Source organism: Reichenbachiella sp., from assembly GCF_039969095.1.
Taxonomy (GTDB): domain Bacteria; phylum Bacteroidota; class Bacteroidia; order Cytophagales; family Cyclobacteriaceae; genus Reichenbachiella.
On the sequence record NZ_JBDVOL010000017.1, the window covers coordinates 134510 to 160718 of the forward strand.

Annotated in this window: 19 protein-coding genes; 9 read left to right on the plus strand and 10 right to left on the minus strand. The window is 39.3% G+C overall.

The window, feature by feature from the left end; all coding sequences use genetic code 11:
* Positions 1–49 precede the first annotated feature (49 nt).
* Together ABJH98_RS18750 and ABJH98_RS18755 are read left to right on the plus strand one after the other, a co-directional pair.
* Positions 50–3418, plus strand: coding sequence for a methylmalonyl-CoA mutase family protein (locus ABJH98_RS18750; protein WP_348309313.1), 3369 nt, complete (start codon positions 50–52; stop codon positions 3416–3418).
* A gap of 45 nt (positions 3419–3463) precedes the next feature.
* A complete protein-coding gene (locus ABJH98_RS18755) occupies positions 3464–4036 on the plus strand; it encodes a hypothetical protein (RefSeq protein WP_348309314.1) in 573 nt (190 codons plus the stop codon).
* Between the two features lie 78 nt (positions 4037–4114).
* On the opposite strand, the gene ABJH98_RS18760 is transcribed toward ABJH98_RS18755, so the two are convergent.
* Together ABJH98_RS18760 and ABJH98_RS18765 are read right to left on the minus strand one after the other, a co-directional pair.
* Positions 4115–5023, minus strand: coding sequence for a DMT family transporter (locus tag ABJH98_RS18760; protein ID WP_348309315.1), 909 nt, complete (start codon positions 5021–5023; stop codon positions 4115–4117).
* 85 nt (positions 5024–5108) lie between these two features.
* Complete coding sequence (locus ABJH98_RS18765; protein WP_348309316.1) at positions 5109–5285, minus strand: hypothetical protein; 177 nt, start codon at positions 5283–5285, stop codon at positions 5109–5111.
* A gap of 151 nt (positions 5286–5436) precedes the next feature.
* Between ABJH98_RS18765 and ABJH98_RS18770 the strand changes: the two genes are divergently transcribed.
* Positions 5437–6348 (plus strand): LysR family transcriptional regulator, encoded by a 912-nt coding sequence (locus ABJH98_RS18770; RefSeq protein WP_348309317.1) that lies wholly within the window; start codon positions 5437–5439, stop codon positions 6346–6348.
* 144 nt (positions 6349–6492) lie between these two features.
* The gene (locus ABJH98_RS18775; protein ID WP_348309318.1) at positions 6493–8655 is read left to right on the plus strand and encodes a S9 family peptidase; all 2163 of its coding nucleotides are present in this window, start codon (positions 6493–6495) and stop codon (positions 8653–8655) included.
* Between the two features lie 219 nt (positions 8656–8874).
* Here the strand turns inward: ABJH98_RS18775 and ABJH98_RS18780 are convergent, their stop codons facing one another.
* The 5 genes from ABJH98_RS18780 to ABJH98_RS18800 form a co-directional block, all read right to left on the minus strand.
* The gene (locus ABJH98_RS18780) at positions 8875–10494 is read right to left on the minus strand and encodes an NAD(P)-binding domain-containing protein (RefSeq protein WP_348309319.1); all 1620 of its coding nucleotides are present in this window, start codon (positions 10492–10494) and stop codon (positions 8875–8877) included.
* A gap of 101 nt (positions 10495–10595) precedes the next feature.
* A complete protein-coding gene (locus ABJH98_RS18785) occupies positions 10596–10994 on the minus strand; it encodes a hypothetical protein (RefSeq protein ID WP_348309320.1) in 399 nt (132 codons plus the stop codon).
* Positions 10995–11064: 70 nt separating this feature from the next.
* A complete protein-coding gene (locus tag ABJH98_RS18790; protein ID WP_348309321.1) occupies positions 11065–12591 on the minus strand; it encodes a monodechloroaminopyrrolnitrin synthase PrnB family protein in 1527 nt (508 codons plus the stop codon).
* 322 nt (positions 12592–12913) lie between these two features.
* Positions 12914–15244 (minus strand): T9SS type A sorting domain-containing protein, encoded by a 2331-nt coding sequence (locus ABJH98_RS18795; RefSeq protein WP_348309322.1) that lies wholly within the window; start codon positions 15242–15244, stop codon positions 12914–12916.
* 175 nt (positions 15245–15419) lie between these two features.
* Positions 15420–16850, minus strand: a complete 1431-nt coding sequence (locus tag ABJH98_RS18800; RefSeq protein WP_348309323.1) for a helix-turn-helix domain-containing protein — start codon at positions 16848–16850, stop codon at positions 15420–15422.
* Between the two features lie 216 nt (positions 16851–17066).
* Here ABJH98_RS18800 and ABJH98_RS18805 point away from each other — a divergent pair, with 216 nt between their 5' ends.
* Complete coding sequence (locus ABJH98_RS18805; protein WP_348309324.1) at positions 17067–17504, plus strand: secondary thiamine-phosphate synthase enzyme YjbQ; 438 nt, start codon at positions 17067–17069, stop codon at positions 17502–17504.
* Between the two features lie 5 nt (positions 17505–17509).
* Here the strand turns inward: ABJH98_RS18805 and ABJH98_RS18810 are convergent, their stop codons facing one another.
* The 3 genes from ABJH98_RS18810 to ABJH98_RS18820 form a co-directional block, all read right to left on the minus strand.
* Positions 17510–19087, minus strand: a complete 1578-nt coding sequence (locus tag ABJH98_RS18810) for a T9SS type A sorting domain-containing protein (protein ID WP_348309325.1) — start codon at positions 19085–19087, stop codon at positions 17510–17512.
* Positions 19088–19445: 358 nt separating this feature from the next.
* Entirely contained in the window at positions 19446–22256 is a 2811-nt protein-coding gene (gene polA, locus ABJH98_RS18815) for a DNA polymerase I (RefSeq protein WP_348309326.1), read from the minus strand.
* A 50-nt stretch (positions 22257–22306) separates the two neighbouring features.
* The gene (locus ABJH98_RS18820; RefSeq protein ID WP_348309327.1) at positions 22307–22771 is read right to left on the minus strand and encodes a hypothetical protein; all 465 of its coding nucleotides are present in this window, start codon (positions 22769–22771) and stop codon (positions 22307–22309) included.
* Between the two features lie 58 nt (positions 22772–22829).
* Between ABJH98_RS18820 and ABJH98_RS18825 the strand changes: the two genes are divergently transcribed.
* The 4 genes from ABJH98_RS18825 to obgE all read left to right on the plus strand — a co-directional run bounded on the left by ABJH98_RS18825 (position 22830) and on the right by obgE (position 26163).
* On the plus strand, positions 22830–23786 hold the full coding sequence (locus ABJH98_RS18825; protein WP_348309328.1) for a M20/M25/M40 family metallo-hydrolase: 957 nt from the start codon (positions 22830–22832) through the stop codon (positions 23784–23786).
* A complete protein-coding gene (hpt, locus tag ABJH98_RS18830; protein ID WP_348309329.1) occupies positions 23783–24313 on the plus strand; it encodes a hypoxanthine phosphoribosyltransferase in 531 nt (176 codons plus the stop codon). The genes ABJH98_RS18825 and hpt overlap by 4 nt, the downstream gene beginning before the upstream one ends.
* A 73-nt stretch (positions 24314–24386) precedes the next feature.
* Positions 24387–24959: an adenylate kinase gene (locus tag ABJH98_RS18835; RefSeq protein WP_348309330.1), complete on the plus strand. Its 573-nt coding sequence runs from the start codon at positions 24387–24389 to the stop codon at positions 24957–24959.
* Positions 24960–25170: 211 nt separating this feature from the next.
* Positions 25171–26163, plus strand: a complete 993-nt coding sequence (gene obgE, locus ABJH98_RS18840; protein ID WP_348309331.1) for a GTPase ObgE — start codon at positions 25171–25173, stop codon at positions 26161–26163.
* The last annotated feature ends 46 nt before the right edge of the window (positions 26164–26209 follow it).

Below are 26209 nucleotides of genomic sequence, written 5' to 3' on the forward strand. Positions count from 1 at the left end.
GCGAAAAACAATTTATTATTTAGCTTTGCGGTCTTAAAATTTCACAGGTATGACCCAAAACAAAATCAATCCATATCATCCAAAAAATCACATCCGTATAGTTACCGCAGCATCGCTGTTCGATGGGCACGACGCCGCTATCAATATCATGCGGAGAATTATCCAGTCTACGGGTGTAGAAGTGATTCATTTGGGGCATAACCGTTCAGTAAATGAAATTGTCAACTGTGCCATACAAGAAGATGCTCAGGCCATAGCGATTACTTCCTATCAAGGTGGACATGTGGAATATTTCAAATACATGTACGACCTACTCAATGAAAAAGGAAGTGGGCACATTAAAATTTTTGGTGGTGGAGGTGGAACTATCTTACCTACTGAAATAGAAGAGCTCCATCAATATGGAATCTCGAGAATTTACTCACCTGACGATGGCCGAGCCATGGGACTTCAAGGCATGATCAATGATATGGTCAAATCAAGTGATTTTGCTATCGGAGAAAATTTAAACGGAGAATTCAAACAGGTAGATAAAAAAGATGCCAAGTCAATTGCCAGAATTATTTCAGCTGCAGAAAATTTTCCTGAACAATCTGCAGATTTACTTAAAGATATTGATAAAAAATCTGAAACTTCAACAACACCCGTTTTAGGAATAACAGGAACTGGTGGAGCTGGAAAATCTTCATTAGTGGACGAATTAGTCAGAAGGTTTTTGATTGATTTTGAGGATAAAAATATTGCCATCATCTCTGTAGATCCTTCAAAAAGGAAAACTGGCGGTGCTTTACTAGGTGATCGTATTCGCATGAATGCCATCAACAATTCGCGCGTATATATGCGCTCATTAGCGACCAGACAATCAAATCTCGCGCTATCTAAATATGTACAAGAAGCCGTGAACGTGGTGAAAACGGCAGGGTATGATTTAGTGATTTTAGAAACAAGTGGTATTGGTCAATCAGATACAGAAATTATAGAACATTCTGATCTGTCTTTGTATGTAATGACTCCTGAGTATGGAGCAGCCACTCAGTTGGAAAAAATCGACATGTTAGACTTCGCTGACATTATTGCACTGAATAAGTTTGATAAAAGAGGTGCACTAGATGCTCTTCGAGATGTTAAAAAACAATACCAAAGAAACCACCAACTCTTTGATGCCAATGTAGATGACTTGCCTGTTTTTGGTACCATTGCTTCTCAATTCAACGACCCGGGAATGAACAAGCTCTATCGGATTATCATGGATTCAATTGCTGAAAAAACTGGTGCTGATTTGAGGTCCTCATTCGAATCTTCGGAGGAGATGTCTGAGAAAATCTTTATCATCCCACCTAAAAGAACCCGTTATCTATCTGAAATCTCCGATAGTATTCGAGAATATGATCAATGGGCAGAAAAGCAAAGGCAAATTGCCCAAAACCTATACGGAATAGACAAGACCATGCGCTTGTCGCAGGATGAAGCGCTGAATAGTAAACTTAAAGAGCTCTACAAAGAAACTTCCCTTGATTTCGACCCTAGAAATCAACAAATATTGGACGAATGGCAAGCCAAAGTAGACAACTACAATTCAGACGAATTTGTTTACCAAGTCAGAGGCAAAGACATCAAAGTTCAAACCAAGTCTGAGTCACTTTCTCATACCAAAATCCCAAAGGTTTCCTTACCGAAGTACGAAGGTTGGGGTGATATTTTGAAATGGAACTTGCAAGAAAACGTACCCGGTGAATTTCCATACACCGCTGGCGTATTTCCATTCAAAAGACAAGGCGAAGACCCAACTAGAATGTTTGCTGGAGAAGGTGGCCCCGAAAGAACTAACAGAAGGTTTCATTACGTATCCAAAGGACTTCCTGCAGCAAGATTATCTACAGCCTTTGATTCCGTCACACTTTATGGGGAAGACCCGGATCATAGACCTGATATTTATGGAAAAATTGGTAATTCTGGGGTAAACATCTGCTGTTTGGATGATGCCAAGAAACTTTATTCTGGCTTCAATCTTTCAGATCCGACTACCTCAGTATCCATGACCATCAACGGTCCTGCAGCAACGATCTGCGCTTTCTTTATGAATGCCGCTATAGATCAGCAATGCGAATTGTACATCAAAGAAAATAGCCTCGAAAAAGAAATTGAGAAAAAGATAGCTGCCATCTACAAAGGCCGAGAAGACAAACGCCCAAGATATAATGGCGAATTGCCAGAAGGCAATGATGGATTAGGTTTGATGCTACTTGGCGTCACTGGCGATCAGGTACTGGACGCAGAGATCTACAATAAAATCAAAGTAGATACTTTGACCAAAGTTCGAGGAACTGTCCAAGCCGATATTCTAAAAGAAGACCAGGCACAAAACACCTGCATTTTCTCTACAGAGTTTTCATTGCGTGTGATGGGTGATGTACAGCAGTATTTCATCGATCAGAATGTGAGAAATTTCTATTCTGTATCCATTTCGGGCTATCACATTGCTGAAGCAGGCGCTAACCCAATTACCCAATTGGCTTTAACGCTATCCAACGGTTTCACCTTCGTGGAATATTATGTCTCGAGAGGCATGGATATCAACAAATTCGCGCCAAATCTATCTTTCTTCTTCTCGAACGGTATTGATCCAGAATATGCGGTGATCGGTCGAGTGGCCAGAAGAATTTGGGCGAAAGCCATGAAACTAAAGTACGGAGCAGATAGTCGTTCACAAATGCTGAAGTATCACATTCAGACTAGCGGCAGATCATTGCATGCACAAGAGATCGATTTCAACGATATCCGAACCACTCTTCAAGCACTTTATGCGATTTACGACAATTGTAATTCATTGCATACCAATGCCTATGACGAAGCGATCACTACACCTACTGAGGAATCTGTAAGACGAGCGATGGCCATCCAGTTGATTATCAACAGAGAACTTGGTCTAGCCAAAAATGAAAATCCAATTCAAGGCTCATTTATCATCGAAGAACTGACTGATTTGGTGGAAGAAGCCGTACTAGATGAGTTTGACAGAATCACAGAAAGAGGAGGCGTATTGGGTGCGATGGAAACCATGTACCAACGAAGTAAAATTCAGGAGGAGAGCTTATACTATGAGACCTTGAAGCATACTGGCGAATTCCCAATTATTGGAGTGAACACTTTCCTTTCGTCTAAAGGCTCCCCGACTGTAATTCCACAAGAGGTTATTAGAGCTACAACTGATGAAAAAGAGTATCAGATAGAAATGTTGAACAATTTGAAAGAATTCAGTAGTAAAGAATCCGATTCTGCGTTGAAGAAACTACAGGAGACTGCCATTCACAACGAAAACATTTTCGACGCTTTAATGGAATGTGTTAAACATTGTTCTTTGGGGCAGGTTACCAATGCGCTTTTTGAAGTGGGCGGTCAGTATAGAAGGAATATGTAATTCAATAGAGATTTAGTATTTTCATGCTCATAAAATAAAATAGGCATGAAGAATTTACCTTGGACCAATTATCTGATCGAATTTGTCACTGTAGTACTAGGTATTTTACTAGCTTTTGGGCTCAACACCTACTACAGCAATCAAATTGAACAAGAAAGGGTAAGCCATTACCTTGAAGGTGTCAAACTCGAAATTCAAGAAAATTTTATAGAAGTCGAAGATAAACTAGCTTACCATAAAGACATATTAATCCAATTATCTAAAAACCCTGAAAATGTAATCCTACGTCTCAAATCAGCAAGTGTGAAAAATTACGCTTGGCAGATCGCTCAGGAAAATTCAATTAGTCAGCATATTTCATACAAGTTGTACAGAAAACTGGCTGAAATTTACGCCATGCAGCTATTACTTGAACAAAATGGAACAGAAGCTAGCAATATGATGTCCCATGTCAATGTACTCAGTCCTTTTTATATCGTAGGTGTGGACGTAAATGATGAAGAAGCGATGGAATTTGCTAAAAGCGTTAAAACAGGCTGGATACCGATATTTGAGGATTTCGTGCATTATGAAGAAAAGCTCACTAAACTTTATATGGAAGCACTGGTGATGCTCTAATATAACAGCAGCCGACCCGTTAGTCGGCTGCCTATCTATACCAAAATAAGATAAACTTACATGGATTCCATGATAAGATTAAGTCACTTTAATCGCTTTCCTGCCGAGAGGAATGCTAATAGTTTTATTGGCTATCATGATGCCAAATAATATTAGAGCTGCACCTATAATAGCTTCAACAGCCAAAATTTCATCCAAAAATATTACCCCTAAAGCTACGCCATATATCGGCATCAAGTAAGTGACCAAAGAGAGGTAGGAAGCACTGGCACTAGCTAATATTTTATAATAAATCACAAAAGCGAGAGCGGTCCCAAAGGTCCCTAAAATGACAAGCGATCCTATCGATTCCCATGACAATGTCGCCCAGGAAGCTGGTCCCTCAACCATCAACGCAAAAGGAATTAAATAAACAGACGTGACTAATAGTTGAGAGCTTGGTGCATACAACGGCTTCTCTTTCATCAAGTGCAACCTAGAATACACCAAAGCGACACCATAAGAAATCGCAGCTACGGCCACTGCTACAATGCCTAATACAGAAGCATCTACACCAGAGACTAGCTCAGGTGAAACAAGCACCAACAAACCAATAAAACCAAGAGTAGTTCCAACGATTCGTTCTACAGTCATGCGCTCATCAGCAATCGCAAAGTTGGCAATTAAAACTGTTGCTAATGGAGTCAATCCATTCAGAATAGAGGCGATCGAGCTATCTATGTACTGCTCGCCCCAGTTGATCAAAGCAAATGGTATGGCGTGCGCAAAAAAGCCTGCAATCGTCACGTGCTTCCAAAAATTCCATGATCTGTTGAATTCATAGCCTTTGATCAGAAGCCATATATTTAAAAGTACAGCAGCCAGCCCAATCCTTAAAGCCGCCAAAGTAATTGGTGAAATTTCAACTACGGCTATTTTGATAAATAGAAATGATGGTCCCCAAAGGGTCGCCAACAATAATAGCAAGAGTAGGTTTTTTAGTTTCATAGGTTGTAAAATTAAGACAAAGTTTTTGGCTACCGCCAACAGTTTTTAGTTCCGATGGCGATAGCACCAACGAGACTTTCGTTGGTTATTTGATGAAAGACATGAGTCCAATATGAGGAGTCTTTACTTCCTTGAGATATTCTACTAAGTCGAATTCACTGGTTGTGGTGGTTCGCCTTTGTAGCTTCTCAGGTTGCTCGATCTGAATGCACCCTTGTCCATTCAGCTTGGCAATTTTCAAATGTAGTGCTGGTGTTTCCATATCGATTATGTTTAGAGTCTAGCGGAAAAGTTCCCGCTATAAAAAATTAAATGATGAGGAATGAAACGCCCGACTTAAAATTTCGTTCCATGAATTGGATGAATTGATTTAGTCAATTCCATGAATAAAACTAATACCTCAAAACAAACCAATGGAACTACGCCATCTCAAACTGGTACGGGAAGTGGCCGACAAAGGCAGCTTAACTAAAGCCATGGAAAACCTTTATTTATCACAATCCGCATTGAGCCATCAACTCAAGGAAATAGAAACACACCTTGGTGCTCAACTCTTTCATCGGGTCAATAAGAAACTCATTCTCACAGGTGCAGGGCAGATTGTCTTAGATTCTGCTAAGAAAATCCTGAAAGAAATTGACCGAACCGAAAATTCAATCAAAAAGTACGTGAATGGAGATAAAGGGCTCGTTCGACTGGCTACCCAGTGTTATACGTGCTACCATTGGTTACCGACTTTAATGATAGATTTCAATAAGGAGTTTCCCAAAGTAGATATTGAAATATTTCCTGGAGTCACAGAAAACCCGGACAAATTAATTTTGGATGGGGAATTGGATTTGGCAATCACAAGCGATTACAATGAGCATCCTGCGCTGACTTATACCGAATTGTTTCGGGATGAAATGATGGCTGTAGTGCCCGCAGGTCATCCATGGACCAAAAAACCCTACGTAGAGGCCGAAGATTTTAGAGAACAGAATGTATTTATTCATTCTTACCCCATTGAATCTGTTACTTTGTTCAACCAAGTATTGATGCCAGAAAGCGTAAAACCCAAAAAGGTAATGCCCATACAAGTGACGGATGCTGTACTGCAAATGATTAAAGCAGGCTTAGGTGTACAAGTCATGGCCAGTTGGATGGTAAAGCCCTATTTGACTGATAACAATCTTGAATTAGTGCCTGTCACAAAAAAAGGATTATACAGAACGTGGTATGCAGCACATCTCCATCAGCCCGAAGCGCCTGCTTACATCAATAATTTTATTGAGCACTTACGGTGCAATGTGGGTGGGGTTTGTGAGTGTGAGGAGGATTGTTGAACATTGAAACCTTACAGGTTTTGAAAGCCTGTAAGGTTTGCTCTCCTTAACCATTCAAAATCATCCATCTAAGGACACTTGATTAAACACTAGGCACTTTCAGGCATTATTTTATATTTGTGATCAGTCAAAAAACCATTTACTATGAAACTGAATCTCACGATACTGCTGCTACTTTTTGCATTAATCACATCTGCTCAAAAGAAACTCACAGTTTCTGACATCTACGAAAAGAAATTATTCAAACAAGAGACTGTGAGAAGTCTCAATTGGATGAATGACGGGCAGTATTACACAGCACTAGAAGAAAATAAAATCTTACGATATGATGTGACTACAGGGCTGTCTGATTCTGTAATTATTGACGGTAAAGCACTGAATCTGAAAATTGACGATTACAACTTCACGCCTGACGAATCAAAAATTCTCCTTCAAACTGACAAGAAAAGAATCTATAGGAGATCATTTACTGCTGAGTACTATATCTTTACATTCAAAGGAGAAGAGCTGAAAAAACTTTCACCGAATGGACGACAATCCTACGCCACTATTTCTCCTGACAATAAAAACGTAGCTTTCGTACGTGACAATAATCTATACTTTGTGAAATTGGTCAATATGAGTGAACACCAAGTGACCAAAGATGGAAAAAAAGGCCGTATCATCAATGGCTCTGCCGATTGGGTGTATGAAGAAGAGCTTTACATGACCAAAGCATTTTTTTGGTCTCCAAATTCCGAGAAATTGGCGTATTATCGATTTGATGAAACCGAAGTAAAAGAATACAATCTACAATATTGGGACGATGGCGCACTCTACCCAAGAGACTATAAGTACAAGTACCCAAAAGCAGGTGAAAAGAATTCTATTGTAACCATCAAAGTTTACAATCTAAAAGACAACACTACCCAAATTGTAGACTTAGGTAAAGAAACTGATATTTACATCCCCAATGTTCAATGGACCAAAGACCCAGAGATATTGGCGATTAAAAGACTCAATAGACTACAAAACCAACAGGATATATTTCACTATAGCACCAAATTCAAATCAGCTACCAACATCCTGACAGACAAAACAAAAACTTACATCCACGCCACTTACACGAATGAATGGATTTATCTGGACAACGGTACGCATTTTCTCATGTCATCAGAGCGTGAAGGTTACAAACATTTCTACATCCATCGTATGGATGGTCAATTAGAATACAAGGCCACTTCTGGAGCCTATAATGCTGAAAAATTAATCACACTAGACCAACGCTCGAAGACACCAGTGCTATATTATAGTTCCACTGAGGGGTCATCGTTAAACCGACATGTATATCATGTAGATTATAAAGGAAAAGGCAAACTGAAGTTGAGTACAAAGCCTGGCATTAATACTATTGACATGAGCAAAGATTTCAAGTATTATATCAGTTTTAATGAATCTGCAACCAGTCCATTGGAAGTTTCTCTCATGTCCACAAAAGGAAACAAGTTAGTCAAAGTGCTAAAAGACAATGCAAAACTCAAGGAAACCGTAATTGAGTATGGGTTGACCGAAAAAATTCTCTTCGAAATAGAGGCTGCCGATAAGAAACTACTCAACGCCTATATGGTGCAGCCGGCTGATATGGATAGTACCAAGAAGTATCCCCTGCTTATCTATCAATACAGCGGACCAGGTAAGCAAGATGTGAAAAATGAATGGCAAGGCAGGCATTTTATGTGGCATCAGCTGTTGGCACAAAAGGGTTACATCGTAGTAGGTATCGACTGTAGAGGTACGGGTGGAAAAAGCGAAGAATTCAAGAAAATGACCTATTTGAAAATGGGTAAAATGGAAGCTCAGGATCACGTAGCAGCAGCCCAATATTTAGGCACACTTCCATTTGTTGATAAAGAAAGAATTGGCATTTGGGGATGGAGCTATGGCGGATATGTTTCTACTTTAGCTCTAGAGACGGGTCCAGATGTATTCAAAGCTGGTATTGCTGTTTCTCCATTTTTATGGAAATTCTATGACACCATTTTTTCAGAAAGATACCTGCGAAGACCCCAAGATAACCCTGAAGGATACAACGAATATTCGATCATTAGAAATGCTGGGAAATTGCGTTCTGAGTACCTATTGATTCATGGTACCGGAGATGACAACGTGCATTTCCAAAATGCAGTTACCCTGCAAAATGAGCTGATCAATCAAGGAAAGCAGTTCGACTCCTTTTACTACCCTGACAAAGCGCATAGCCTTCGAGGCACTAAAACTCAGATTCATTTGTACACAATGATGACTAATTTTCTTTTGGAGAATTTGTAATCATGCCATCATGAACAAAAACAAATATCACTTAAAGCTTGTTCATCTGTCAGAGTAATTTATCTGTGAGCATCTTGATCACAGTAGTGTAAGAAAAGTTGTAATTACTATTATAACCATCTAGATAGAATACTAGCAAATTAAAAAAGTAGCAGAAATTGCTTTTCTGCTACTTTTACAATTTTGGGAGGTTAGTCAAATACCGAAAACTAGTACACTTTACACAAGTGCCTTTTCCATATTTTCAGAATCCTTCCAATTTTTAAGAAGATCCGAACGGTTATCAGATAACAAATGTTGCTCAAAAAAATCAATCAGCGGCTGAATATGAATAGGTTGTTCGTCCCATTTATTTTCAAAGTCCTCAATGACGTGATGCTCTGCCACTTGCCTACCTTTGTAAATTTTACGAATTATGGGATGTAAAAAAGCACTCTTATTTGCATTCTTTATGTCATTCCTGTGTACCCTACTAATATTAAAGGGATTAGCCGCTTTTTCAAATATTTCATTACCATACTCCAATGTAATTGTATAATACTCATCCAAATTTGGACGGGCTTGCTTATGAAGATAGTCCACTGGAATAGACTTAAGGTACTTGGCTTCACCACCATCTATTAAAATGGCATCACAAATGAATCCAAATTGTTGCCACAGTGCTGAGGTTCTATTTATATTTTGAATTATCAAATTGGTCATTTCCTTGGACTCAGCCTTCACGTTTGAATATGGCCAATCCTTTCCCTTTATTTTCTTGTGAAGAATATGAAAGAGACATTCACAGTTGTATCTGAAACCATGAACAAAACCGGAAGTGGATTTTTTAAAATCCCTCATTTGGGTAATCGTTCCCGCAAAATACAGACCTTTCACATTTACAGATTCCCACTTCTCATTCTGATCAGGAAACCTATCGTCAATTGTTAATTGTGGTTTTACTTGATCATCAAATATGGAAGCGTCAAACTTAAAGCCAGTGCACGCTATAATAGCGTCATAAATTAATTGTTCAACTTCTCCATCCGCATTACCATATTTAATCGTAGCAGCCAATGTGCCATCTTGTAATTTTTCAATCAAGTCAATATTCCCATCTATCAAAGCGTTCTGTGATTTTAGCTGATAGGTATCTAAAAAATTATTATTTACTGCTCTAACATGACCAACAAAGTGGGTTTTCCACGCCATTTTAACCGTATTGGGGCTGCAGACATGGATTTTTGACGCACTTGCTATTAGATGATCTGCCGTCTCCAATGCTGAGTTGCCTTTTCCCAAAATCAGTACTCTTTTGTTTTCGAATTCTTTTGTATCAACTGAACACTCAGTATATGGCACTACATGTTCAATACCATTAATCTCTGGTAAATAAGGCAAAGATGTACCTGTAGCCACTACTACGTTAGGACAAGTATACTTTTTGCCATTTCCCAAGTCGATACGAAACTCGTCATCGACCTTAGATATTTGCTCAACATTAGAGTTGAACTCGACCTTCAGGCTAAATTTTTTTCTGAAATTATCGAGGTACTCAACAAAAGCATCTGCATCGGGAAAATATTCTTTGGTTAGGTCTTTGAACAACGGTTCATACTCTTCACTCAAGAGAGAATTCCAATCAAAACGCATATTAATTTCCTTGTCTTCAAAACCGGTATGCACCTTGTTTATCGAAATTAACTTACGGTGACGTGGAAATTGCCTAAAAAAAGCACCCGCCTCTTCAGCTTTCTCAAGTATAACATAGTCTATACTGTATTTTTCAAAAAAATAACCGAGCTGAAGTCCAGCCGGACCAGCACCAATTACAACGACTTCTTTTTTAACTGAATTCATGTAGTTTAATATTTAATTACCAGGTTTATTAAAGTAACTTTTCTCACGACACTGCCAATTGTAAACTGGGACATGCTCGTCCGGCTTTTTTCGCATTATAACTACTTCAAAAGCCAGTCTTCGCAATCTTTTACTGTGTTAAAATTCTCAATTGTAAGATTTCCTAGTTGCACCCGACTATTAATATCATCTACACTAGACCTCGCATAAATATTAGTCGAAACCAATGCTGATACCTTTCTCAATCCAACTTTCTCAACTGCAGGAAACCATTCCTTGGTCAAATAATCCTTTAATTCCTCCGTGACCACTTTCAAATCAAGATGGTCGCTCAAGTGAAGTTTCACACCATTCTCTTTGATGTATTTTGTCATAAATTCACTACCCTCCTTAGCCTGATTCAATTGAATAAATCCCGACCATTTGGTATACAGGATTCCACTTGAATTGTCCATTTCAATTTTGCAAAACTTCTTGTCGAATATTAAATTCTTCCCCATTTTTAAAATAATTTGATTAATTAATTGTGACAAATAATGTTGCGGATAGGTTTGGTTTATTAATATTTTGTCAATTCGTCTCCTTGATTTGAGTCAGTTTGTTTATAGAACTACTTAGCGAATCAATCCGTTGACTATTGGCTTCAAGAATAAATTGAAGAATATCTGTAGAATAGCCTCCACTACCTTTGTCTTGCCCAGTTTCTTCTTGATATTTGTATGACTCTTCTGCCAATTTTTTATGTGGCATCCTGAAGCTCTTTTGCATATTGCACAGCTTAAGAAGTGCCTGAGATGAGGCTACCACCTGATCGTTTGGTTTTTCTTCAAGCATACGGATAGCCACATCCACCAGACTCTCTTTTCCTGAATAGAAGTCATAAATATCACGCATAAAGGACAAATTGAATGGAAGGTATTTGGTTTTAAATTCCACATACTCTTCGTTCATAATTTGAGAACTCCAAAGCAGATGATCATAAACAAACATAGGTAGCTCCACCGCGCCTGGACCGATAAGTTCTTCATTGTTGAATACTATTGGGTCATAGTAAAACCTAAGCTCTCTTGCAAAGAATTCTGGTGAAACTGTTCTATGCGCAAAAACTATAGCCTGAATAACGTGCTTAAAGTCAGCACCTGCTTTTTCACAAAGTTCTTCATAATATGGAGAATCTATTGGTGTATGATGCAACTTGATAAGGTGGTCAATTGCACCTTCCATTGCAGGAAATGATTCTGTCACGCTATGCATTAAATCAAGCTCATCTTTTACTGAGGTGTACCTTCTTTTTCGATGACCATCTGGATTCCAAACGGTATAGTGAAGTAAGGTATCTCTTGGAGGAAGGTTTGTTTTACGACTTAATTCGTCTAATACATATTCCAAATGCGGTATGGCTTCAATTGGCTCTATATCATGTCTTTTGATAGAACCTAGAAAAATTCCAATGTCTCTCATTGAAGCCAGAGATGTATAGAAGTCAAACCCATCCAATTGCTCCGGAGTTGGAAGTTTACGACTCAGTAGACTTACCAACCCATCAGCATCTCCATCAGCATTTAATTTCGGAATTAGGCTAACATATTCGTCAATACCAAGCGGATCCAGTTTTTTTACTTCTTCCTCCACCTTTAGCATTTGAAAGGCCGAGATTTTGTTGACTAGTTGCTGTGTCTCATCAATTGGCGAACGACTTACCTTCAACCAGTTCAAACATTCCTTTTCTAATCCAAAGGTGAAAATTTCAAGATCTCCATTCCCAAGATAGCTTTTATTCACCTTATTCATTGCAGCCTTAACATAGGGATCAAAAGAGACAAGCACAGCAATTCTTTCAAGACCTAATTTTTCAACATTGGGGAACCAGTCTGAATTTAGATACTCTCCAACCTCTTTACTTAATACCTTTAGATTTAGTTGATTACTATAGTGATGCTTGACATTATTCTCTTTAATGAAGCTGCTCATAAATTCGCAACTTTCTCTTACATGTCTCACTTTTGGAAAACCTTGCCAGTTGGCGCCTATGGCATTTAGCTCCGAGTCGTACCAAATGTGGCACCACTCATCTTTCATTAGATCAGTTTGTTTCATGGTTAGGTTTTACTGGTTGTCATTTAAAAGCTGATGCAGTAAACTATATAGTCTTCAAAATTTTCACAACTTATAAAAGTTATTTTACCCGTTATAATTTCAAAATACCGTCAGCTACCTACTTTACCCATAAGATTTTCACCTAACCATCTAGGTACATATGCCTAATACCTATACCTGTAAATTATTTTTTGTCTGTTTTATCAAATTCAATAATTGAAGACAAGAAACAAGTAAGATCAGCACCATTAAATTAAAATCTAGGATAAAAAAAGCTCCCCAATCCTAATTGGGGAGCTCACCTTTTTGAAACTAATAGCTTCTAGTTCTTTACTAAAAATGGTTTGGTCTGTGTCACGTGATCTCTGTATGCAAATTTATAGAGGTAATAACCCGTTCGTAAGTTTTGCACATCGAGCTGGATGGTATGATGTCCAGCCGATTTCTGAACTTTAATCTGTCTTTCTACACGACCCCACAAATCAATAACTTCAATTGAAACAATCCCATCTTCGGGCAAATCAACGTCTAAGTTAGAGAAGCCATTCACCACTGGATTAGGGAAAATCTCAGATACATTAAACTCTAATTTATTTTCTAAAGTCTCTTCAAAACCTAAGTCTATGGTTCTTGCTGATGGAGCGGAGTAAGCTACATATTCACCTTGTTTTACATATACAGCATATCCCCGAGCAGGTGCTTCTACCCAAGCTCTACCGCTTCCATAGACCTGAGTAGTTTGGCTGTTATCAAAAGCATTCACCAAAACAGTATTGTCCCAATTAGACCAGCTTGAAGGGGTGATGTCCACCCATAGCCCTTTAGTCGAACTACTGTTATTAATCACTACAATCGCACCATCCTTGGTTCCATTTCCAGCACGTCTTGCAACGTATACATCATGTGCATCGCCAGATGGATATGGGTTCCCTACATCACTCAGCACTTCAAGACTTCCTCCTAAATAGGTGGATCTTACGAACATCAATTTGTTGATGTCCTCTTGGAGGCTGGCTGGAGAAGTTACAGTCGTATTCGAATCATGGTTATCTACCAGTGTCACGTTGTAGTAGTGAGGATAGAATACACAAGGGCGACCTTCATGTGTCAGGATATAAGCATATCCCATTTTCCAGTCTTGAGTTACCCATTTGTCATGCTCCTTGCCTGTATCGTGGTTGTCCAACCATGTCACTACGGAAGTACCAGGCAGCGAATGACCGTTTCCATTTCTGACCATACCGGCGTTGTTCAACCAGCGCATATCATAGCCGCTATTGCCATTACACATATCGGTCAAAGAAGATTTCAATGGAAAATCAAATCCATCGGCATCAGCTCCATCTGCTGCCAGGTCATTCACCCAGTCGTTGATTCTTGAATCCGATCCCCAGTATTCACCTACAATAAACCGTTGGTTTCCATTTAGTAAAGGCAAACTATTTACCCAATCGGCTGCATAGTCGGCCTGAAATCCTCTAACAAAGTCCAATCGATAGCCGTCAAATCCGATTTCATTGGACAACCATTCTCCCCAATCTTCGAAGCGATCTTGTACTACACTACTGTAGGTATTAAAGTCATTTCCAAAACCTTTGGTATTAGGGATAATCTCATCGCCTCCCCAGTCTCCCAACCAGTCATTACCATCTACTGGATGAAAGTGCGAATAATTCCAGGTCAAGTTAGGCTCTCCAGAACCTGTATGAGTGGCATAGCTAATGCCCGTATTGGTTCTGGCTTCCAAAGTGGTACTTGCCAGATTATTGCCATTGTACCACACCTCAGCAGGATACAAACCATGGTTTTGGTTGCCCCAATTCCAGCCACTTGTATTATCTATGGCTTTGAGTTTAATCACAATGTCATGAGCACTTGATACAGTCACTTGATATTCATCAATGTCAGATGACGAACCAATAAATCCTCTCATGATTTGTCCAGATCCCGGAAAAACATCTGTATCTCCATTGCCACCGTTCGGCTCACTTTCCCAAGTATAAGTTGAATTATCTCCTGAGCCAGTCCAATCAATGGTCACTTCGTATCCGCGACTGTCATAACTACCCCAGTCCATTTCGAACCCTTTGATTTTTATATAATAGTCGCCTGTTCCAGCATTAGGAATCACCCATTTGATCTCATTGGAAGGGTAAGGTACATGCTGAGAACCATTGGTATAAGCCTCAGCAAAAGTGTAATCTTTCACTGCTGGGTTCGATTCTTCGTCTTCGTCGCTAGAATAGACGTGATTCAAAATGATATCTGCATACACTTCAATCTTAGGCTGGCCTCCACTGGTGTCGTGCATGTCTGCAATCATATCTTCCAATTCGGATCGACTTCCGAAACGAGTTTCGATTGATCCTTTTTGATTATAATTACCCAGATCATAGTGATCGTAAATACCATAGCCCATGTCCACAATTCCCCAATTTCCTTTGGCTGGTGATGGAAGCCATAGGCCTGTGAAGCCAGCATTCTTCAAATAAGTTGACTTATCAGCAAGATTGTCCCACCAGTCTCCGTCTAGGTTGGTTTCATCCACTGGAAGATTCCAGTAAAATGCTTGCATCATTACATCATCCTGCGCCTGACTGGCCGTGGCAAACAGAAATGAGCAACAAATCATTAATGTAATTTTTTTGATCATGTCGATTAGATTTTGAAAGTAACAGCATTTCTCAAATGCCGCCTGATTAACTATTAATCAAGTCTTCAAATGTGCCCTTGAAGACGATGAAAAACGTCCTATTTTCTAAAATCAGCCAAGAAACTAAAATATACAACACTTGGATACAACTCGTAACTAACTGATATTTTGACGGTTAAAGGGCATAAGCTTTGAAATATTCTCGGGGGCTCTTATGTGTGATTTTTTTGAAGGCTAGGTTAAATGTAGACTTAGAATTGAAGCCCACCTCATGAGCCAAACCCAAATAGGTGAGTTTTTCTAATTTGCCACTATTGGCTAAATCAATAAATTCTTCAACTCTATAACCATTGACATAGTCTCTGAAATTTTGTTCAAAGTGTTCATTCAATAGCTTAGATAGTATATGCGGTTTAGTCTCCATCAATTCTGCCAAGCGATTAACGCTCAATTCTGCCTCGTGATACACTTTTTCTTTTTCCATTAAATCACGGAGTTTGGGCAATAGCTCATCAGCTTTATCAATATGTAGAACCTGTGGTTTTTCTTTAAAAAATTGCGCGTCTTTCCACAACGCAATTACCTCTGTCCAAACCAATAGCGAAAGCACAACAAAAAACCATTTGTATTCACCCAAGTTCCCATTGGTCAGACCACACCCGTCAGTATAAAGACTAAAAAACACAAAACATAGACTCACACCATTAAGAATTAAGACCCAAAGGGAAAATGAATACGGTCTTTCTGTTATTTTACTCCATTTCAAATCCCCAATCACTTTGATCAAATAGTAAAGTGTGATCATGGCTCCTCCTCCCATCAATAATGCCTTCCCCCAAGTTAAAAATCCACTTATCGATAAAGAGAAGAAGCTGAAAAAATCAAGATTCATCAATCTCAAAAAAGCAATCAAAGAAGCAAGAATGACAGGAATAAAATAATGATAGGTAACTGTCAGGTTTTCCTTGTGTTCAACTTGTTTGATAAATAAGTAAGCCATAGGGCCCCAGACAAAAATGAGTGCCTGACCCAAAATAATCAAATAACTTTGCCAGATGGGATTGACCACAAAATAAGCTACAGCGCTTAAATAGAGCATACCAAAAAACCCGTGCAAAGTCACAAAAATCCGTCTTCTATTCGGATCTTTTTTGAAAATTCTAAATGAAAGTGTCAACAGTATGATAGACAAGAATGCAATTGAGAAGTAATAAAATATCAAATATTCAAAACTTCGGGCACCACCTAAATCTTGCCAATTTTTAATTCTTATCGGTATGGGCTCTGATGACGATCGACTAACCAAAGTTCGATTAGGAATGTACTCATTCTCCGTCCCGGTTTCTACTTTCAACCAATCCCCTCTGGTAAATTTGTATTCTATTACTGGCTCGGTAAAATATAGAATAACAGCTAATTGACCGTTGGGCTGCTTTCGCAAAAGATATTCTGGATCACTTGTATTCCAGTTATTGAAAGTGCCTGTAATAAAGATCGAATCTTGGGCTGGAGTTGTCTCTGGCAGAGACTCAATGATAAACTTGGTCTGACTCGAAGCAGAGTAGGACAAGCAAAATATGATCAAAAGCCCGTAGTAGTTTTTCACTGTTGTCTAAATTCAAATTGACTTTGACAAATTCAACCTGAGCATTTAATCAAAAAAGTGAAGCGTGATTCACCCTTGTCTAATGCGCTGATTGAAATAAAACGTGCTTTTTGAAGCTTCAATTTACTTAGAAATCCTTAGAAGTACCCATTCCTTAATTCAATAATTTGTCTCAAAGCTATTTTGATTAATGAATGGAATGACTGAATTTAGAATATGACAAGCATTCAAAAAGAAATATCTCTTAACCCGAGACCAAGGGGTTTTCATTTGGTGACTGAAGAAATTCTGGATGTCATTCCTGAAATAAAAGATATTCAGATCGGCATTTTACAAGTTTTCATCAAACACACTTCGGCCAGCCTGACCATCAATGAAAATGCTGACCCTACGGTAAGACAAGATTTCGAAAGCCACTTCAATGAATTTGTGCCAGAAAATGCTCCCTATTATAAGCACACTTACGAGGGTGCTGATGATATGCCAGCACATATCAAGTCTTCTTTGTTAGGCAGTTCCGTTTCTATTCCTATCACCAACGGGAAGCTCAATGTTGGCACATGGCAAGGGATTTACCTTTGCGAACATCGTAACTATGGCGGATCAAGAAAATTGGTTGTCACAGCTATTGGTGAACAAAGCCAAACTCAATAACTGTGTTATTTAACATTAATCCTTTGTGCATATACCTCTGCACCCATATTGATTTGTATTACATAAATACCTCTAGGTAACAAAAGAGAAGAAGCATCAAACCTAATCTTTCCACTTTCAATGTTATATGGAAGTTCAAAACTTAAACTCCCCGTGAGGTCATAAACTTTTGCTATTATTTGCTCCTCCCCTGAATAATTGATGTAAAAATCCTCGCCAGATGCAACTGGCATTGGGTATATGGTAAGGCCTGCATTTTGATTCAATTTATAATTGACTTTCTTGATAGGAAAAAATTCATTGGCCCCATCATAGTCTACCTGCTCCAACTGGTAATAATAGATGCCTTTTTGTGAAGGATAATCCTGGAGTTCGTACTTTTTCTGTTCGTTCGTTGTTCCATGACCAGCTACCCAGTCTATAATCTCAAAATCTACTCCATTAGTTGAGCGATGGATATTGAAATGATCGTTGTTCAACTCACTAGCTGTTTTCCAAGAAAGGGCTATGTGATCCAGTTGAATATCCACATCAAATGAAAGTAAGGAAACTGGCATACTAGCACAAGCGGATCCGCAACAACCACCACCTCCACCACTACAGTTTTCGTCTGCTCCACCAGTTACAGTAGGATCTGTTCCTGAATAAGTGCCACCTACGACCATGCCACCTCCATCTACAGTAGTAGTACCACCTCCAGTGTTGTCATAGTCTCCATCAACATCTATAGTACCTCCGCTTTCTGCAGTGGTACTGCCACTACCGCCATTGTCAAAATCTCCTCCTATGCTGATCGATCCGCCATTGCTCACTTCTAAAATTTCCGAGCCTCTATTGTCAAAATCACCTGTGATAACTACATGAGAATTATTGATATACAATTCATTATTCTGCAAATGCCCTTTTACATCCAAGGTCGTATTATTATTAAGATACAATTTACCGCCACCATTCATAGATAATGCAGTCTGAGATACACCGTCGGCATAACCCACTCCTACATCCAAATCAGAATCGCTCACCGTGGTTGTTCCACTGTCTATAAATAGGTCTCCGCCAATATTGAATGTACAACTAGTAACAGTAGCTTCTTCGAGTTCGAAATCACCTGTTCCTGTGGTAGTGAAATTACTATTAGAAAGTGTTAGCGTATTTAAATTAGAACTTAAAGAACCAGAATTGATCGTACTATTTGATACAGTAATATCTGCTCCAGTAAGACTTGCAGCACCTGTTGCATTTATAGTTGCTCCATCGATCAAGAGGTCTCCACCTCCGCTAGTACTCAAATCACCCGAAATGGTATATGTTCCACCTGTAATTGTGTTATTTCCATTGCCATCAGTAAAACTTCCTAAGACAATATCTGCGCTCGATGCAGTGATGGAACCACTGGCCTTCAATGTGAGTTTACCAGTTACAGTCATGGTCACTCCGGGATTCACAATTAGGGAACCACCGCTTACGGTTAAGTCACCAGTTGTAGTACAATCAGATGATATAGTGCCACTTGTTGGGCATTGTGCTGACACACGCATACCTAGTCCAAGTATGCTCGCGCATAATATAATTTTTCTCTTCATTATTCTCTCTATACTGCTTCTTTACTGCTGCTGGTTGGGCTGGGTAGGAGAGGTTGAGCTGCAAAAGAAATTTAAAGTGTTGAGAAAAAGATAGGTTTTCGACGAAATGTATCTATTACCCGATAAATAATATTTATAAGTCAATACAGAGTCGTATAAGTGACCTTATATCTTAATAGTACAATTTTACAATATTCGCATTAATCCTGTCTAAAAATAAACAATCCTAAACGATGTAGGTACATTTATGTTAAAATGACAATAGATTCATTCAGCCTGGAAAGACTTAATTCAAAGTGAACAAAGGATTCCCGGTAGTATTTCATTTTTGCAAGGCAATAAGAGGATGGCCATTTCATCAATGCGCCTCCAACCAATTATTTCCTGTACCCATTCCTACCTCCATCGGCACATCGATTGGTAGTGCATTTTTCATCAATTCTTCTACTTTTTTCTGGAGAGTTGATAGTTCATCCTTATGGGCATCAAAGACCAATTCATCATGCACTTGCATAATCATTTTGGATTTAAGTTTTTCCTTTTTCATCCAATCATGGATGTTGATCATGGCTACTTTGATGATGTCCGCGGCGCTTCCCTGGATAGGCGCATTGACTGCATTTCGCTCTGCGAAACCTCTAACAGTGGCATTTCTGGAATTGATGTCTCTCAAATAGCGGCGACGACCCAAAATCGTCTCCACATATTCATGCTCCTTAGCGAAATTCACCTGATCATCCATGTACCTTTTGATGTTCGGGAATTGAGTGAAATAGGAGTCAATAATCTCTGCCGCTTCAGTTCTGGAAATACCAATATTTTGCGACAAGCCAAATGCTGAAATGCCATAAATCAATCCGAAGTTTACCTCTTTGGCTTTACGCCGAATATCAGGAGTCATCTCCGCCATTGGTACATCAAATACCTTTGATGCCGTAGTCGAGTGAATATCTTGCCCATCTTTGAAAGCCTGAATCATACTTTCATCTTTGGCGAAAGCCGCAATGATACGTAACTCTATTTGAGAGTAATCTGCCGCGAAAATAGTATAGTCTTTACTCCTTGGCACAAAAGCTTTTCTTATCTCACGCCCCTTGGCAGTACGAATAGGAATATTCTGAAGGTTTGGGTTATTCGAACTCAGTCGACCCGTGGCAGCTACTGCTTGTCTATAATCTGTATGAATTAGTCCGTCCTTTTTGCTTATCAAAAGCGGCAAAGCATCCACATAGGTAGATTTCAGTTTTTGATATTCTCTGAATTCCAAAATGCGTTCAGCAATCTCGTGCTCTGGCGCCAGCTTGGACAAAATTTCTTCTCCAGTAGCATATTGGCCTGTCTTCGTCTTCTTGGGCTTGTCCACCAACTGCAATTTATCAAACAGAATCTCACCCATTTGTTTTGGTGAGTTGATATTGAACTCTTGCCCTGCCAATTCAAAAATTTTGTCCTGAGCGGTTACGCTCAACTCGTTGAGGTCTTTCGACATTTCACCGAGTACATTAGTATCAATTTTGACCCCAGCATACTCCACATCTGCCAATACAATACTCAGTGGTTCCTCAACTTCGTGCAATAATTTTTCCAGTCCCCTTTCTTCAATTTCTTTTTCCAGTTTGAGCTTTAACTGAAGCGTAATATCCGCATCCTCCGCCGCATAGTCTACTACATCAGCCACAGGAATGTCACGCATGTTTTTTTGAGACTTGCCCTTACCAATCAAGTCTTCAATCGGAATAGCCGTATAGTTCAAGTAATTTTCCGCCAACACATCCATCTTGTGCCTGGACTCTGGATCGATGAGATAGTGAGCAAGCATGGTGTCAAACATTTTGCCCGTTACTTCCACTCCATAGTTCTTCATCACTTGAATATCGTATTTCAAGTTTTGACCTATTTTTTGAATATTGTCATTTTCCAAAACAGATCTAAACTCTTCCACAATCGTCTGAGCTTCTTTTTGATCTGCGGGAATTGGCACATAATAAGCCTCACCAGGCACATAAGCGAAAGCAATTCCTACCAACTCCGCCTCTTCTGGATTGACACTTGTGGTCTCTGTATCAAAACAATATTCCTCTTGCAGTGAAAGATATTTCACTAAAGACTTTCTGAGTGCTGGCGTATCAATACAATGGTATTCGTGCTTGTGGTTCTTCGAATTTTTCTTTTCTTGAACTGTGGTTTGAGCTTGCACCTCTACTGCCGTATCACCAAACAATCCAAGCTGAGATGGTGCAGGTGCTTTCTTTTTTGCAGGCGTTTTTGCAGAAGTAGTTGGTGCCTCATCAATATCAAAGATTCTTTTGAGCATGGTACGAAACTCTAGTTCTTCAAAAATTTCCTTGACCTTGGCCTCATTAGGTTCGCAATGTGCTAAATCCTCCTCATTAAAGTCGATCGGCACGTCGATTTTGATTGTAGCCAATTCTTTAGATAGAATACCTTGCTGCCCAAATGCTTCCACCTTTTCTTTCATTTTTCCTTTCAGATCAGCTGTATTTTCTAGCAGCCCTTCTACAGTTCCATATGCCTGCAAAAATTTAATGGCTGTCTTCTTCCCTACACCAGGTATTCCAGGAATATTATCAGCCGCATCTCCTTCCAAGCCTAAAATATCTCTGACCTGATCTACTTTCTCAATTTCAAACTTGGCTAACACCTCAGGGATACCAAGCACATCCACACCATTGCCCATGTAGGCGGGTTTGTAGAGGTAAATATGATCTTCTACTAATTGTGCATAATCCTTATCCGGCGTCATCATGAACACCTCAAACCCATCTCTAGCAGCCGCCTTGGCTAAAGTGCCAATCACATCATCTGCTTCAAATCCATCCAATTGAAGAATTGGAATATTGAATGCTTTCAGAATGTCTTTGATAATAGGTGTGGCTGTACGGATATCTTCAGGCGTTTCTTCACGATGGGCTTTGTATTCGGGAAACTGCACATGCCTAAAGGTAGGGGCACTTGTATCAAATGCCACCCCAATATGAGTAGGCTTTTCCTTTCTAAGGATTTCCAAAAGGGAATTCATAAACCCAAATACGGCACTGGTATTCATGCCTTTGGAATTGATTCTTGGATTTTTGCTAAAGGCAAAATGTGCGCGATAAATCAGGGCAAATGCGTCTAGCAGGAATAATTTCTTCTCAGGTTTACTCATGCGAGTAAAGGTAAGAAAATGATTAAAAGATTGGTTGAGTCGGAGAAAATTTACTGCCCTCCCAAATTAAGGAATGGGATCATATGTCCGGCAAACTTCACTGCCCAAGTCATCGGATATCCCCAAAAGATACTGCTCATCCACATATACTTGATGATATCTTTTTTTCGCCCACCAAAAGCATTCACAAGAATAGCTCCCCCCAAAGGAGACAGTAGTACTGGCGTAAGAAAGGACATCCCCACCACTCCATACTTCAACCAAAGTTGAACGTACTTTCTGTTTTTCTTAGTGAATACCTTTTTGTCTCTAGATCTAAATACGCTTTGTGTAAAGTGTCTGATATAAGTCCCAAAATAAGTAAACAGATACACGGTAGTCATCATCCCAAGGATGGTCAATGTACCCGTGAAGAAAACACTGTAGCCAAATGACGCACCAAACACAGGTCCAAAAACAAACTTGATACCACTTGAGCTATAAATTAATAAGTACTTCAGAATTTCTTCGAACATAGAATTATAAGATTCGGCGGTAAAATTACGTTCACCTATTTGATTTAGTTGAAAAACAATGATTTTTGTGCTTCGATTTTCAAAAGAATATATGCAGCCTGCAGATATACAATTATTAAAAACCCTTTGTGGGGTCTTCGCTCCTTCTGGCAATGAATCTGCCATGACCGAATTTCTCATCGATTATATCAATAAGAATAAAGGAAGTTGGAAAGTACAACCAGAAATGATTCATGGAGATGAATTTCAAGACTGCTTGATTCTAAAATTTGGCCAACCAAGGACAGCCATATTTGCTCATATTGATTCCATAGGTTTTACCGTTCGGTATGAAAATCAACTCATACCAATTGGAGGGCCAGAAACTGAAACTGGCTATCGATTAGTCGGACAAGATGCCATGGGACTTATTGAATGCAAACTCAAAGATGAAGAGGGTCATTTATTTTATGATTTTGGGCGAGGGATCGAGTCTGGTACAGACTTAGTATTCAAATCTGATTTCAGGGAAACAGACGACTATGTCCAATCCTGCTATATGGACAATCGGCTGGGTGTATTGAATGCTTTGAAAGTAGCCGAAACACTTGAGGACGGCCTCATCATTTTTTCTTGCTGGGAAGAACATGGCGGAGGCACCGTGCCTTTTTTATGCAAATGGATGTATGAAAATTATCAAATCAAACAAGCACTGGTCTCTGACATTACCTGGGTAACTGAAGGTGTAACGCATGGGAATGGCGTGGCTATTTCCCTACGCGATATGAGCATCCCAAGAAGAGAATATGTAGATAAAATAGTAGCGCTCGCAGACGCTTCAGGTGTAAAATATCAAATAGAAGTGGAAAGAAGCGGAGGCAGTGATGGTAGAGAAATTCAATTGTCACCTTATCCTATTGATTGGTGTTTTGTAGGAGCTCCGGAAGATCATGTACATTCACCGGACGAAATAGTGCACAAAGATGACATCGACGCCATGATCCATCTGTACCAATACTTAATGAAAAACCTATGATCCAAGTTGGAGACAAACATTTCGAAGAGTACCTGACTGCCGATCAAATTCAATCTTGCGTCAAAGAATTAGCAAGGCAAATAGATAATGATTTTGCCAGCAAAGATTTGCTGATTCTCGGCATACTGAATGGCGCTTTTCTTTTTGTAGCTGATCTGGTCAAATACATGACTATTGATCCAGAAATCAGCTTCCTTAAATTTGCCTCTTATGAAGGCACTACATCCACAGGCAAAGTCCATGACCTCATTGGCGTCAATGAAGATTTGGCTGGAAAACATGTATTGATAGTAGAAGATATTGTAGATAGTGGCACCACCTTAGCTCACATTATGAACATATTGAAGAGTAAAAATGCGACATCTATAAGTACGGCTACCTTGTTTTTCAAACCTGAAGCCTATCAACAAAAAATAGCGCTTCAATACATAGGAAAAGAAATACCTAATCTATTCGTTGTGGGCTACGGCATGGACTATCAAGGTAAGGGTAGAAATCTTACCGAATTGTATCAATTGAAGCCCTAACCGTGCCCCAATTAATTTATTATATTTGCCCCTTTTTTGTAGCATACTAATCATACACACTAATATATAAATCATGCTAAATATCGTATTATTCGGCCCTCCCGGTGCTGGTAAAGGCACGCAGAGTGAAAAAATAATAGAACAATACAAATTAGTACACCTTTCAACTGGTGATTTATTTCGAAAACATCTAGGAGAAGGAACTGAGCTCGGCAAATTAGCTCAGAAATATATGGATGAAGGAAATCTTGTGCCAGATGAAGTGGTCATCGGCATGGTAAAAGATAAAATTTCAACAACTATAGATCCTCAAGGATTTATTTTTGATGGGTTTCCAAGGACCGTAGCTCAGGCAGTAGCACTCGAAGATATGCTCAACGAGTTTGACACTTCTATCAGTGGTATGATTGCGCTCGACGTACCTGACGAAGAATTGAAAACTAGATTGCTCGAAAGAGGAAAAACTTCAGGTAGAGCAGACGACCAAGACGAGGCTAAAATTGACAATCGAATCCAAGTATATAAAAACGAGACGCTTCCAGTAGCTGAGTTTTACGAGAAGCAAGGCAAATACAACAAAATCCATGGTGTAGGTGCTATCGAAGAAATCTACTTGGCGATTCGTCGAGTGATGGACGGACTGTAAGAAATCACAAATTTCAAATGACAAAATCTAATTGCTGTCAATTAAATTTTGTCATTTTTTGTTTGACCGTTTTGTACTATAAGACTTTAACCTACTTCAAATAAACACTGTACTTTTGTCATTTCGACGAAAACGGTTCGCCGTAGCGGAGAAGTCTTCACAACATAGATAAGATGTCTCCTTCGTCGACATGACATAAAAATATTAACAAGTGGCATCTTCAAACTTCATTGATCACGTAAGGTTTTGCTCCCGTTCGGGAAATGGTGGGCCTGGTTCGGTACATTTCCGAAGAGAAAAACACGTCCCAAAAGGCGGCCCAGATGGCGGTAATGGAGGGCGTGGTGGTCACATCATACTTCGAGGCAATCGCCAGCTTTGGACGCTCCTACACTTACGTTATAAAAAGCATGCCATAGCAGAAGATGGCAAACCTGGGGAAGGTGGAAATAGAAGTGGATCTGAAGGACAGGATATTATATTAGAAGTTCCATTAGGAACAATAGCTAGAGAAGCTGAAACTGGTGAAAAAAGAGTTGAGATTCTTGAAGACGGCCAAGAAATTATATTGACCCCAGGAGGTCGTGGCGGATTAGGAAACGACAATTTCAAAAACGCCACTAATCAAACACCACATTATGCTCAACCTGGAGAAGAGGGCATCGAAGAGTGGATGATTCTTGAATTGAAAGTCTTGGCAGATGTGGGATTGGTGGGTTTCCCAAATGCTGGCAAATCAACATTACTTTCTGTTCTATCAGAAGCAAAACCTGAAATTGCCAACTATCCATTTACCACTTTGGTACCAAACCTGGGTGTGGTGGCTTATAGAGATCACAAATCTTTTGTGATGGCGGATATTCCAGGAATTATAGAAGGCGCTGCTGAGGGTAAAGGATTGGGCATTCGATTTTTAAGGCATATTGAAAGGAATTCCATTCTCTTATTCATGGTGCCAGCAGATGCCGATGATATCAAGAAGGAATATGAAATCCTTTTGAAGGAATTAACCAAATACAACCCTGAACTTTTGGATAAGGAAAGAATGCTGGCTATTACCAAATCAGACATGCTGGATGATGAGCTCATGGAAGAAATGAAAAAAGAAGTTCCAACTGAACTTCCTTCCATATTTATCTCTAGTGTTGCACAGAAAAACCTAGATCCGCTTAAGGATATGATTTGGAAAAGTATCAACGCCTAACCTGACAACTTTTTGAAGAACAAAAAGATTTTAGGACAATCTGTCA